The organism is Bremerella cremea (assembly GCF_003335505.1).
Classification (GTDB): Bacteria; Planctomycetota; Planctomycetia; order Pirellulales; family Pirellulaceae; genus Bremerella; species Bremerella cremea_A.
Genome location: NZ_QPEX01000010.1, coordinates 874,289 through 886,594, shown reverse-complemented (window position 1 = coordinate 886,594; position 12,306 = coordinate 874,289). Strand labels below are relative to the sequence as shown.

At 55.0% G+C, this 12,306-nt stretch carries 10 protein-coding genes; 4 read left to right on the top strand and 6 right to left on the bottom strand.

Annotation, left to right across the window (positions count from 1 at the left end):
- Positions 1-101 precede the first annotated feature (101 nt).
- On the bottom strand, positions 102-2,390 hold the full coding sequence (metE, locus tag DTL42_RS04630) for a 5-methyltetrahydropteroyltriglutamate--homocysteine S-methyltransferase (RefSeq protein WP_114367499.1): 2,289 nt from the start codon (positions 2,388-2,390) through the stop codon (positions 102-104).
- Positions 2,391-2,564: 174 nt separating this feature from the next.
- Here metE and DTL42_RS04625 point away from each other — a divergent pair, with 174 nt between their 5' ends.
- Positions 2,565-4,010, top strand: a complete 1,446-nt coding sequence (locus DTL42_RS04625) for a PLP-dependent aminotransferase family protein (protein WP_114367498.1) — start codon at positions 2,565-2,567, stop codon at positions 4,008-4,010.
- Positions 4,011-4,050: 40 nt separating this feature from the next.
- On the opposite strand, the gene DTL42_RS04620 is transcribed toward DTL42_RS04625, so the two are convergent.
- The 3 genes from DTL42_RS04620 to DTL42_RS04610 all read right to left on the bottom strand — a co-directional run bounded on the left by DTL42_RS04620 (position 4,051) and on the right by DTL42_RS04610 (position 5,707).
- Positions 4,051-4,368: a hypothetical protein gene (locus DTL42_RS04620; protein WP_147274165.1), complete on the bottom strand. Its 318-nt coding sequence runs from the start codon at positions 4,366-4,368 to the stop codon at positions 4,051-4,053.
- Between the two features lie 96 nt (positions 4,369-4,464).
- Positions 4,465-5,316 (bottom strand): ATP phosphoribosyltransferase, encoded by an 852-nt coding sequence (hisG, locus tag DTL42_RS04615; RefSeq protein WP_114367496.1) that lies wholly within the window; start codon positions 5,314-5,316, stop codon positions 4,465-4,467.
- 34 nt (positions 5,317-5,350) lie between these two features.
- Entirely contained in the window at positions 5,351-5,707 is a 357-nt protein-coding gene (locus DTL42_RS04610) for a phosphoribosyl-ATP diphosphatase (RefSeq protein WP_261341592.1), read from the bottom strand.
- A 174-nt stretch (positions 5,708-5,881) separates the two neighbouring features.
- Here DTL42_RS04610 and miaA point away from each other — a divergent pair, with 174 nt between their 5' ends.
- Complete coding sequence (gene miaA / locus DTL42_RS04605) at positions 5,882-6,838, top strand: tRNA (adenosine(37)-N6)-dimethylallyltransferase MiaA (RefSeq protein WP_114367494.1); 957 nt, start codon at positions 5,882-5,884, stop codon at positions 6,836-6,838.
- Between the two features lie 71 nt (positions 6,839-6,909).
- On the opposite strand, the gene DTL42_RS04600 is transcribed toward miaA, so the two are convergent.
- Complete coding sequence (locus DTL42_RS04600; protein WP_114367493.1) at positions 6,910-7,629, bottom strand: hypothetical protein; 720 nt, start codon at positions 7,627-7,629, stop codon at positions 6,910-6,912.
- Positions 7,630-8,108: 479 nt separating this feature from the next.
- Here DTL42_RS04600 and DTL42_RS04595 point away from each other — a divergent pair, with 479 nt between their 5' ends.
- Both DTL42_RS04595 and mqnC read left to right on the top strand, forming a co-directional pair.
- Positions 8,109-8,924: a menaquinone biosynthetic enzyme MqnA/MqnD family protein gene (locus tag DTL42_RS04595; RefSeq protein WP_234824070.1), complete on the top strand. Its 816-nt coding sequence runs from the start codon at positions 8,109-8,111 to the stop codon at positions 8,922-8,924.
- A complete protein-coding gene (mqnC, locus tag DTL42_RS04590; RefSeq protein ID WP_114367492.1) occupies positions 8,905-10,032 on the top strand; it encodes a cyclic dehypoxanthinyl futalosine synthase in 1,128 nt (375 codons plus the stop codon). Before DTL42_RS04595 ends, mqnC begins: the two co-directional genes overlap by 20 nt.
- Before the next feature lie 175 nt (positions 10,033-10,207).
- Here mqnC and DTL42_RS04585 read toward each other — a convergent pair whose 3' ends face one another.
- Positions 10,208-12,250 (bottom strand): prolyl oligopeptidase family serine peptidase, encoded by a 2,043-nt coding sequence (locus DTL42_RS04585; RefSeq protein WP_114367491.1) that lies wholly within the window; start codon positions 12,248-12,250, stop codon positions 10,208-10,210.
- Positions 12,251-12,306 lie beyond the last annotated feature (56 nt).

Sequence of the window (12,306 nt, the reverse complement as noted above, 5' to 3'; positions counted from 1 at the left end):
GACACGATGTCTTTTCCATTTCAACGGTTTACCCCAAAGAAAATTGGTATGCCCTAGAAAATTCTCTCTTCTGGGCATACCAATGTGGCACACCAAGAGGGCTAAGCTAACAGCGATCGCACCTCTTGAGCTGCCTCGACCATGGCCCGCAGCGCGGCCTCGACTTCTGGCCAGCCGCGGGTCTTTAACCCACAATCGGGGTTCACCCATAGCCGCTCGGCGGGAATCACCTCGACGGCCTTTTTCAGCAAGCCAACCATTTCTGTTGTGGCTGGCACGCGCGGCGAGTGAATATCGTAGACGCCAGGGCCGATTTCATTGGGGTAACGAAATTCCACGAAGCCATCGAGAAGCTCCATCTGCGACCGACTCGTTTCAATCGAGATGACGTCGGCATCTAAAGCCGCAATTGCCGGAAGGATTTCGTTGAACTCGCAATAGCACATGTGCGTGTGAATTTGCGTTTCGTCACGGATACCGCTCGAAGCCAGCCGAAACGCATCGACCGCCCAGGCCAAGTAGTCGGTTTGATCCGACTTGCGCAGTGGCAAACCTTCACGCAGTGCTGGCTCGTCGATCTGAATGACACCGATGCCGGCTTGCTCTAGATCGATTGATTCTTCGCGAATGGCCAGGGCGATTTGCTGGCACGTCACCCAACGTGGTTGATCGTCTCGCACGAACGACCAGCACAAGATGGTAACCGGCCCGGTAAGCATTCCTTTCACTGGACGATCGGTCAGTGATTGTGCGTACTGCGCCATGGGAACCGTCATGGCAGAAAGCCGGTGAATATCGCCAAAAATAATCGGCGGCTTCACGCAGCGAGAACCATAGCTCTGGACCCAGCCGTTTTTCGAGACGACAAACCCTTCTAGCTGCTCGCCGAAGTACTCGACCATGTCGTTGCGTTCAAACTCGCCGTGGACCAACACATCGAGCCCCAGGGCTTCTTGGCGCCGGATACAAGCTTCTGTCTCGGTTTCTAGAAACTGACGGTACTGTTCAGCGGGAAGTTCTCCCTTACGAAACGCGGCCCGCGCTTGCCGCACGGCTGCGGTTTGTGGAAACGAGCCAATCGTTGTCGTCGGCAGGGGAGGCAACTTGAGGCGAGCACGCTGTTGCGACTGACGCACCGTATAATCGCCCGTTCGTTTTAAGTTCGCCGGGGAGATTGCCGCCACGCGATCGCGAATTGCCGGATTATGCGTCCGGATGGAAGTACGCCGTGTTTCTAGGGCACCTGCGTTCAGGGCAAGCGTTTCTGCAACTGCCGCTCGACCAGAATTCAATGCCGTGGTTATCGTCGTAATCTCGTCCAGTTTTTGCCGAGCGAAGGCCAGCCACGATTTCACTTCATCGTCGATCTCCGTTTCTGCGGCCAAGTCGACAGGGCTATGCAGTAGCGAGCAACTTGGCGCGATCAATAACCGATCGCTACCGATCGCCTCGGCGGCGGTTTCTGCCTGGGCGAGGGCTTTCGTCAAATCGGTTCGCCATACGTTGCGGCCATCAATCAGCCCCAACGAGAGCGACTGGCCGTCGCGAACGTATCGCAGTGCTTCCGCCAGTTGCTCTGGTCCGTAGACCAAGTCCAGGTGAACCGCAGACACCGGCAATTCAAACGCTAGGGGAAGGTTCTCGCGGAGCGATTCGAAATAGCTCGTCAGAACCAGCTTCACGTTGCCCAGCGAGCCACTTAACTGTTGCAAGCTGTGACGTAGGGCCTCTTGAGTTGCGAGATCCAAATCGAGGGCCAGGACCGGCTCGTCCCATTGAACCCATTTGCAACCAGCGGCGTTTAGCCTCTGCAAGAGTTGCTCGTACACAGGTAGCAGCCGATCGAGCAGCACTAGCGGCGATGCTTCCGAGTCTTTTAATTTCCCCAGCAGCAACAAGCTAACCGGCCCCAGCACCACCGGCCGGGCCGCAGGCGAGACCTGTTGAGCAGCCGCAATGTCTTGCAGAAAAGCGTCGGCATCCAAGTGAAACGTCTGCTCGACGGACCACTCAGGGACGATGTAGTGATAATTGGTGTTGAACCACTTCGTCATTTCCATCGCAGGCAAGTCGACTCCCTGCTGCGAGCCTCGGGCCATCGCAAAGTAGCGATCTAAGTGGCTGACAAGCTTGCCGTTCTGATAAGCACCAGGGACCGCCCCGACACGAATCGCCCAATCGAGCACGTGATCGTAAAGCGAGAAATCCCCCACCGGAATCTGCGTGATGCCTGCTTCCGCTTGCCACTGCCAATTGGTTTCGCGGACTTCTGCCGCCCCAGCCAACAGAGCCTCTGCGCCGATCTTTCCTTGCCAGTATTTTTCTAGTTGCCATTTCAGTTCTCGCTTGGCCCCGATACGCGGAAAGCCGAGGTTGGTCGCAATCGCCATGATGGGTACAGTCCTTTTTTGTGTGAAAAATGTGATAACACTTGCGATTGAGAGCAGTCTACAGCTACGATAGAAAGGGTCACAGTTTTGCATTTGTGATTTGTTGGTGGGTACAGACATGGCATGGGCTAGGCCTGGGGCAGATTTCGTAACGGAATAGGGTGACAGTTGAAAATGGCATCGCAAAACGGCAACTCGAAACCGGAAGACGAGAATACGCTCTACTATCAATTGGCCGACAAGCTTCGCCGCTTGGTGCAATCGGGGGCGTTTGTGCCGGGAGAGAAACTGCCTTCAATCCGTCGGCTAAGTGAAGAGCACCGTGTCAGTTTGAACACGGCCAAGTCGGCGCTGGCTTTGCTAGAGGATTGGCGCGTGATCGAGGTCCGGCCTCAATCGGGGCACTATGTTCGCCGACCGCCCGAGGAATTGCCGAAGCTTTCTACCACGAATCCCAACGGTGAAGCGTGCGTTATTCAAACCAATATTCCCACCCGGATGAACGCCGCAATTGGATCTGGGGCACAGCCAACCCTTGGGGCGGCGGTTCAATCGACCCAGTTGATGCCGCTGCAAGTGCTGAATCGGTCGTATCAAAAAGTAATGCGGGAATTGCCCGACGCTTGTTTTGGTTACGACGGGGTGCCAGGGCACGAAACACTGCGTAAGTCGATCGCCAAACGTGGTACCGAAGCAGGCTACGTCGTGAGCCCCGACGAGATCGTGATTACCAGCGGGGCGAAAGAAGCGGTCTACTTATCGATCAAGTGCGTGGCCCCGCCAGGGAGTATCGTGGCGATTGAATCGCCTGCCTATTATGCCTTGCTCGAAGTGCTGCAATCGCTAGGTCTGAAGGCGGTGGAAGTGGCCTGCGATCCGGAAACCGGTATCCAACTCGATCACCTCGACCACGTGCTTGGGAAATATGAAATTGCCGCTTGTGCGATTGTTTCTAACTTCTCGAACCCGACCGGCAGTCTCATGCCGGAAGAGAATAAAAAGCGGTTGGTCGAAATCTTAAATCGTTACCAGGTACCCTTGGTCGAGGATGATGTTTATGGCGATCTTTCCTTTCGCTCGCCCCGTCCCCGGGCCGTCAAGGCGTTCGATACCGAAGGACGCGTGCTTTACTGCGGGTCGTTTAGTAAGACCCTTTCCCCCGGCTTGCGGTTAGGCTGGTCGATTCCTGGCCGCTACATTCAACAGTTTCAACTGATGAAGTTGGTCGTCAACCAATGTACATCGGTGGCGCCGCAGTTGGTGGCGGCTGAAATCTTAGAGACCGGGGCGTACGATCGCCATTTGCGAAAAGTACGGGCCCAATTTGCCGAACAAATGGACGACGCCCTCAGAGCCGTCCGCAACTGCTTTCCTGCCGGTGTGCGGGCCTCACGACCGCTAGGTGGGCATGTGCTGTGGATTGAAATGCCCCGTCATGTCGATGCCATGCAGATGTATCACACCCTCAGCGACGAAGGAATCCAATTCGCCCCCGGCCCAATCTTTTCTCCCAGCGGTGCATTCCGCAACTATATCCGCATCAACACCGGCTTCCCTTGGTCTCCTGTGTTGCATCGGCAAGTCGAGCGCATGGGAGATTACATCCGCCGAGGCGCTTAGTTGGCTTTTATTCTTGCAAGACAGGGTATGCAGCGGGAAGTTAAGAAGCTTGCATGGTAGCGAGGGCGATAATGATCGTGACATGCAGAGCGATGAAGATGCCTGCGATTAAAAACGATCGTTTAATCTCGACACCGTAAAGGGCGGAAACCGCTAAGCCTAACAGGCCAACTGAGATGAGCGCGCCAATAGGAATGCCATAGATTCCCATTGCTGCTGCCAAGCCAGAGACGATGATGCTGGTACCGATGGCACCCCCAATAGCAAGCCCGATCGCTGCGAGCAGGCCGGAGTCTTCGTCATTGATAACCTTTAAGAGCCCAATCAACACACAGGCTTCAAGCAATATAACTAACACTGCAAATATCTCTCGCAAGATGACTCTGTAGAAGTGCCCTAGAATACTTCAGCAGAGGGGCCCGTGCTAGTTGTGATTGAGAATCTTTCAAGCAGTTTACAGCCGACAGTTGGCGATATTGGTTTGCAGGATCGCCGAAGCGCCAAGTTGGTCGAGGCGTTCCATGACGTCGATCACTTCTTTCCGCTTCACCATGGCTCGCACGGCGCACCAGGCGTTATCTTCCAGCGGATTGATGGTGGGTGAATTGAAGCCTGGGGTGATCTTTTCTGCTTCGGCCAGTTTGTCGCGTTGGATGTTGTATTCCAGCAGCGAGTAATCGCGAGCGATCACTACCCCTTCCAAACGGCGAACAATGCGATCGGCGAGTTCCGGTTGGCGTTTCTGTTGGTTTTGAATCAGAATCGTTTCGTAGTTACCAATCTCGGCGAAGATTTTCAGCCGGTTGGCGGCCAACGTGCTACCGGTTTCGACCAGATCGACAATCGCGTCGGCGATGCCCAGCGAGATCATCACTTCGACCGAGCCTGAAAGATTTACCAAATGAGGCGTAGCCCCGTTGGCTTCCAAGTACCGGCGGGTCACATTCGGAAAGCTGGTCGCGACGCGGCATTCTTTCATGTCGGCCACGTTTTGCCACTCGGTTTCTTCCGGGACACATAACGCCAAGCGGCACTTGCCCACGCCCAAGTTCATGCGTGTTTCGACGTCAACTTCCGCTTCCTGCACCAAGTCGCTGCCGGTGATTCCCATATCGATCGCCCCTTCGGCGCACAACACGGGAATGTCGTCGGTTCGGAGAAAGGTGATATCGATCGGCATGTCGCGCACCCGCGCAAACAGGCTGCGATCTTGTCGCCGGAATTTAAGGCCCGCTTCGCCGAGCAGTTCGGTGGCGACTTCAGCGAGGCGACCTTTGCTGGGAATACCGATCCGGAAGTTTTCCATGGTGAATACTTGGGGTTGGGTGCGGTTGAAGGTTTTACTTTGGCGGACGAGATGCTTTTTCGTCGATGCCAGAAACACCGAATCGACGAGCCAGTTCCGCTTCGACTTCCGAGAGGGGGATCTCGCGATGGCCGAGCATGACAAATAAGTGGTAGATCAGGTCGCCCGCTTCGTAAATCAAATGCTGGCGTCCTTCGTCTCCCTCTTCTCCGGCCGCCTCGACCACTTCCGCCGCTTCTTCCATGATCTTTTCACCGATCTTGGGGACGCCACCCTTAAACAATTTGGTGGTGTACGACTTTTCCGGCGGATTGGCACGACGATCTTCGATCACCGCCATCAACGCAGCTAAGACATGGGAAGGGTTATTCGAGTTCGCTTCGCCGGACAACGTTCGGCCCCTTTTTTGAGGAAGATCAGACGCTTCAATGGGCCCAGCCCCCTTCGTCGAGTGTCTGGGAATCTAGTATTGTAGTCGCCTAGGGGTAAACTGAAAATTGCACCCCTATTGATCCTTTTTGCCCAAAAATCCCAGGTCTTCCGGCCGCTTGCAGCTTGCTTGAGAATGACGAATCTCTCGACTGACAAAGAGTTTAGTTTCCTAGATGCCTGGTATTTAACCGGGGCAACCGCCAGCGGAAAGACCCGTGTCGGGCTTTGCTTGGCGAAGAAAATTAACGCGGAAATCATCGCGCTCGACTCGATGTCGCTGTACCGAGATATGGACATCGGCACCGCTAAGCCAACCCGAGAAGAGCAGGCAGTGGTGCCCCACCACCTGATCGATGTGCTAAATCCGAGCGAAAATTCAAGTATTTCGCATTATTTGCAACTCGCCGAGCAAGCCGCCCGTGAAATCCAGGGACGCGGCAAGCAGGTGCTCTTTGTGGGGGGAACGCCCCTTTATTTGAAGGCTCTTTTACGGGGACTTTCCGAGGGGCCAGCCCCTGATCTGGCCTATCGGAACGCTTTGGAAGAGGAAGCCGCCAAAGTGGGCAATAAGGCGCTGCATGCCCGGCTTAAACAGGTCGATCCCCTAGCAGCGGCCCGCATTCACGAGAACGATACCCGGCGCATGATTCGCGCTTTGGAAGTCTATCATGCCACCGGCCAGCCAATGAGCCACTATCAATTCGAGTTCGAAGATCACGTTTCGCCCGAGAATTGCCGCGCGTTCTGGCTTTCGTGGGATCGCCCCGTCCTGCACGATCGGATCAACAACCGGGTGGAAGCGATGTTCGAGCATGGCATGGTCGACGAAGTCCAGCGGCTGCTCGATAAACACTCGCCACTGAGCACCACCGCTTTACAGGCCGTTGGCTATCAGGAAGTGATCGATTACTTGGCCGGTAACCGCGAGTTAGAATCGGCCAAAGATCGCGTTAAGGCTCGCACACGGCAGTTTGCCAAGCGGCAATGCACGTGGTTTCGCAGCTTGGAAGAGTGTCGCGAAGTCTCGCTAACCGGGCAACTCGACGCCGAAGCGGTCGCCGAGCAAATTGTTGCCATGGCACGAAGTTAACACCAACCCATGCTTACGCCGACGTAAGCATGGCACCCATCAATTGGTGGGAATGGCCCTGGTTTTCGGGGTCAATTCCACCAATACACATAGTAGGCCGAAAGACCCATCGTTAGTCGCAACAATAGCGTGACCAACAAATAGAACGAGAAATGCAGGAAGCCGGAAAGAGGCTGAATATCAAACGAGCCCGCCGCGGCAAAGCCTCCCATCACTAGGCAAACTGCCGCTGTGATAACGAAGTAGGGTAAATATTCGTTCAGGTTATCGCTCAGATCCCAATAACTGATCAACAACGCATAAAGCCCCCAAATTGCGGCATACGCAACCGAGCAAACCAGCACCCGCATCCACAATTCTTGCCCCATGTAGGGTTCGAATTCGTCGTCGCGGAGGAACCAGTACCCGCTCCAGCAAATGGGAATGGCCACCAAGATAGAACCAGCGGCGACCACCATGGTCAGGCTATCTTTGTTTTCGGTCGAAGCGCCAATGAAGTAGGCGATGGCAAATGCGGCAATGGTCGAGGCCAAAACCACGCCCAGCACGACCGGCGAAAACTTGGTGTCCTCGCGGGCAACCGGCTTAAAGACAAGCTTGCCCGAAGCACTTTTGACGCCGCCAAACTCTTCCCGTTCGCGCAGCACGACCTGTTCGTCGAGTTCGGGAATTTTAATCGGCTTTTTACAGCTCGGGCACGGACCTTCCCGTCCGGCGAACTTGGCGCTCACCTCGAAGCGTTTAAAGCAACTAGGACAGGTTACGCGTATTTTTTCTTGCTGTTCGGCCATGTTGTTCCGCGAAAAGATTCGAAAGCAGGGCTGCCCGTCAAGTTTTAGGATAAGCTGAGCCGCGCGTCTAACATGGCCCGAGGCCACATTTTAGTCAATCATCTGGCAGATGATAATCGGTTAAGCCTGGCAGTGCTAAGTCATTTTGCCAAAGAAACTTCCGATTTAACCCTCCCATTTTTCAGGTCGGCCGGGCGAATTCAACCAGGGAGACGTTGGTTCTGCCTGAATATGAGCATGCCCACAGACCGGCAAACGACGGCCAAGCTCGGCGATTTCCGATCAAAGGGGGCTGCTGCGATGGATACTCTATGGCGGATTACGCGACCTTCCCTTTCTGGCCTAATCCGCGTAACCTAGAGCAGGACTTCCTGAAACTGCATTGCTGATTCCTCTGCAGGGGTTACGCTTGCCCGCGTTGTCCGGTTGGTTTCGTGTGGAGAGCTTGGCAACTTGGTACATTCCAACAGAAGAAGATCGTGAACGACGTCGCACTGAAGCCCCGCGTGGGGGCTGTTCGTTATCTGAACACCAAACCCTTGGTTTATGACTTAGACCAAGCGGATACGCCGTTTACGCTTAGTTTCGACTATCCTTCGCGTCTGGCCGACCAACTGTCGCTCGGGCTGTTGGATGTCGCTTTGATTCCCTCGATTGAATACTTCTTGGGAAAAGACTACCGCATCATTACCGATGCTTGCATTGGTTGCTTGGGGCCGGTTTGGAGCGTGAAGATCTTTTTCCGCACGCCCCCACAGCAGGTTAAAACCTTAGCCCTCGATGAAGGCTCGCGCACCAGTGCCGCCCTCGCCAAGATTTTGTTGGCTGAACGCGTCGGCGTTCGCCCGCAGCTACAAGCGTTGCCACTCGGAAGCGACATGCGCGACTGCGAAGCAGATGCGATGTTGCTGATTGGCGACCGAGCGATTCACCCGCCGGCGATCGACGCCGTGGAAGTGTGGGACTTGGGCGAAACCTGGGTCGAGTGGACTGGCCTGCCGTTTGTCTTTGCCATGTGGGTCGCCCGCCCCGGCATCGCGACGGAAGAGATCGCCAAGCGGTTGATGGAAGCCAGAGATGGCGGCATGGAAAATCTAGAAAAGATTGCCGAACGGGAAGCCGCCAAGTACCAACTGACCACAAGCGAGTGTTTCCACTACTTCCACGATAATTTACATTTCACGCTGGGCCCTCAAGAAAAAGAAGGGCTGATGCGATATTACCACTACGCAGTGCAATTGGGACTGGCACCAAGCGGCAGGACACCGATTTACGATGATTGCAAAATTGCTTGATAAAGCCGTTGCCGGCGAACGACTTACCCCCGAAGAAGGTCTGCAGATTCTCGAGTCGAACGACCTGTTGGCGATTGGCCGAGCCGCCGACGCCGTTTCGCGTCGACTGCATCCGGAGAATTACCGGACCTACAACATCGATCGCAACATCAACTACACGAACATTTGCACCGCCGTGTGCCACTTCTGCGCTTTCTATCGCGGTCCTAAAAGCGAAGAAGGTTACGTTTTGCCCCGTGAAGAGATCCTCAAGAAGGTCGAGGAAACGGTCGCTCTCGGCGGGGATCAAATCTTGATGCAAGGTGGTCTGCACCCGAAGTACAAACTGGAGTGGTACGAGGAACTGCTGCAAGATATCAAACGCAACTTCCCCCAAATCAATCTCCACGCGTTTAGTCCCCCCGAGATTTACCACTTCACCAAAGTGAACAAGCTGCCGCTGCAGGAAGTCCTATCCCGGCTGAAAGAGGCTGGCCTGGGAAGTTTGCCGGGTGGTGGGGCTGAAATTCTGGTCGACCGCGTCCGCGACGTTCTCACTCGCGGCAAGGTCATGACTGACGATTGGCTGGACGTAATGCGCGTCTGGCACGAACTGGGAGGGCGCAGTTCCGCCACAATGATGTTCGGGCATGTGGAAACCCTCGCCGAGCGAATCGAACATCTTGAACGCGTACGGCAACTGCAAGACGAAACGGGCGGCTTCACGGCGTTCATCTGCTGGACCTTCCAGCCTGATAATACCGACATGGCTGATGTGCCGGCACGTGGCACGTTCGAGTACCTCAAAACCCAGGCCCTCTCGCGGCTTTACCTCGACAACATCCCCAACATTCAATCAAGCTGGGTGACCCAGGGGTTGAAAGTAGGACAACTGGCCATGCTGTACGGAGCGAACGACATGGGCAGCTTGATGATCGAAGAGAACGTCGTCGCGGAAGCAGGCACCGTTCACTTCCTCACGCTGCAAGAGATTCGCGACGCGATCACCGAACTCGGCTACGAACCACGCCAACGCAACGTTCACTACGAGTTGTTCCCCAAAGAACACGAAATGAAAGCCGTGCAAGCAAACGCCCTGCGTCAGAAAGAACTAGTCACGCTGACGTAAGAGGTTTTGCTTTTCTACCACCAAGAAAAACAAGTAGGGTCCGCTGGGCGGACCGACAATCCACTGTTTTCCGTATGTGCCGTTGGCAAGCAGCATGAGCTAACGCCGGTGCGTCAGGACGGCACTCTTGGCATGGGTGCCGCCTGTGAAATTGGTGGCTTAAAACTCTCTTGGCTTACTTTGCTGGTTTCAATTGCCAGGCTTCATCAAAGAAATCGGCAGCCACGATTTTGCCTGGCCAGAGGGCATTCGGCTTGGTGGTCGTGTCAACAATCGCCCAGTCTGGTAGCTTCGGCACTTGGCGGGCATTGTTGAGATAGGCGTATTCGCGATAGGTAAAGCCGCTGTTGATCACCACGTATTTCTTCGGATTAAGCGGGTTCGGATAGATCATTACCGGGGCGTTCTCGCTCGACTTAAAGTTCTTGTCCCCGACGGTGATTGACTCTTGCCCCCACTCAATCGGCAACTTATCGGCAATCTTGGCTAGAACCGCATTGCTGCCAGGATCGCCGAACAAAATAAGATTGCTGTTGGCGATCTGTTCGTCGGTGAGCTTGGCGTCGGTTTGAACGAGCGCGTCGCCACGGAATTGACGCCGCCATTCTTGCACGAAGTGATCCATCTCGCCGATTGCCCACGTGTTCACGTTTTCGTTCCAGGCTTGCCCGGTTGGGCTAACCACAACGAATGAGTCAAGGAACGCGTCGTCGATTGGCCCTTGCAGCCCAGGAACTTTGGCCAAACCACTTGGTTCGCTCCAACCTTCTTGCCAGCCGTCAGCGGTTTTCTCTAGCTTGCAGGTCCACGAACGATCGGTTTCCGGACCGTCGACTTTCAAGGTCTGCGGTTCTTGGCGTTCGGCCGCATTCGCTTTGAAGAAACTCAATTGCACCTTCCGGCCAACGTAAAGTTCGGTTTGCCCTGGCGGAAAGACTAGCTCTAATCGCGATACATTTTCGGTGGCGATAGAAACATTGTTTTGGAAGTGGACCATCGCTCGGACATGTGCTGGCTTCCAATGCTCTTCCAGTCCATTTACACGAACCCAAAACATCTGCGGATAACGCAGGGTAAACGTCGCGAATTGAATTCGCCGCGGCATCGTATCGCGTCCTACTTCCGCCAGCGCGTCGAGCTTGGCGGAGATGATCTTCTTCGAGTCGGCATGAATCGAGTGCTTTGTTTGCGGCCCGATGATATGTGTTAGCGGCATGTCTTCCTTGGCCAGGGTCTCTTCCATCACATCGGCGGCTTGCTTCTGGATGTCGATTTCGCCGCTATAGGCAATCGTAGGCAGGTTAAACAAGTTTTCGGCATAGCCGGGGCAATCGTACCACTGCCAAAGCTTCTTTTCGTACCAAGTCGGTTCGAGGGTTTCTTTTTGGAACACGTCTAAGAACAACGGTGTTTCCGAAAAGCCAGCGCCCGGATTAGCGGCAAAGAACAAATCCGGGTAATGCACGGCCATCTGCCAGCAGCCAGCCCCACCCATCGAAAAACCGCGAATCGCCACTCGGTTGTCGTCGATGCGGTAATTCTTCTTCACGTCGTCCATCGCTTCCAAGATGTCGATCTCGCCGGCGAACTTGAACGCGTTGCAGTAGCGACCGAAGGGATGCAGTACGACCGTGTTCGCTGGTTGGTACTGTCCTGGTTTGCGCATGTGTTCGGCAATGAAATTTGCCTCGGTGCTCCGTTCGCCACGACCGTGGAGCCAGACATCGAGTCGGAATGGATCATTCTGATCGAAGTGGTAGTTCTCGGGGATTTCGAGCCCATACGGTTGAACCGTTTGGTCGATCTTCGAGCGATACCCCCGCACAACCAGCCCGGTTTGCGTTGTCCAAGGCGTTTTCCCTTCCAGTAAACTTTCTGCCCGGCTGAGCCCTTCTGTCAGCGTTTGCTTGGCCGCTTTGACATCGTTGGGCTGGAACAGCTCTTGGTATTCAAGGGCCTGATGCAGAGCCCGCGAAAAGATCTCGACGTCCGGCAGCATCTGCGGCGTGTGCAGATCGCGCCGCATCTTGAGTTGCTGGATCAAGTCGTTGAGCTGCGCGAGGCCAGCTTTTAGTTCGTCGGCGTCTTGCTGAGGCAGTTCGATTCCAATGGGCGGAACCGGGCGAACGTTTTCCGGGATGTTATCCGCAGGCCCATCGGCCCACAGAAAGGCAGGGAGCAAACAAACAACGAGCGAGAAAGGGAGGAGGTGTCGCATGAGGTCGATCCAGGTGGGAGATTGTCAGGCCAGCCCACACAAAAGAGCCTGCCTTA

Excerpts from the sequence above, each read along its gene's own strand:
- metE (WP_114367499.1), bottom strand. The coding sequence starts at position 2,390 with ATGGCGATTGCGACCAACCTCGGCTTTCCGCGTATCGGGGCCAAGCGA.
- DTL42_RS04625 (WP_114367498.1), top strand. The coding sequence starts at position 2,565 with ATGGCATCGCAAAACGGCAACTCGAAACCGGAAGACGAGAATACGCTC.
- hisG (WP_114367496.1), bottom strand. The coding sequence starts at position 5,316 with ATGGAAAACTTCCGGATCGGTATTCCCAGCAAAGGTCGCCTCGCTGAA.
- miaA (WP_114367494.1), top strand. The coding sequence starts at position 5,882 with ATGACGAATCTCTCGACTGACAAAGAGTTTAGTTTCCTAGATGCCTGG.
- DTL42_RS04600 (WP_114367493.1), bottom strand. The coding sequence starts at position 7,629 with ATGGCCGAACAGCAAGAAAAAATACGCGTAACCTGTCCTAGTTGCTTT.
- mqnC (WP_114367492.1), top strand. The coding sequence starts at position 8,905 with ATGATTGCAAAATTGCTTGATAAAGCCGTTGCCGGCGAACGACTTACC.
- DTL42_RS04585 (WP_114367491.1), bottom strand. The coding sequence starts at position 12,250 with ATGCGACACCTCCTCCCTTTCTCGCTCGTTGTTTGTTTGCTCCCTGCC.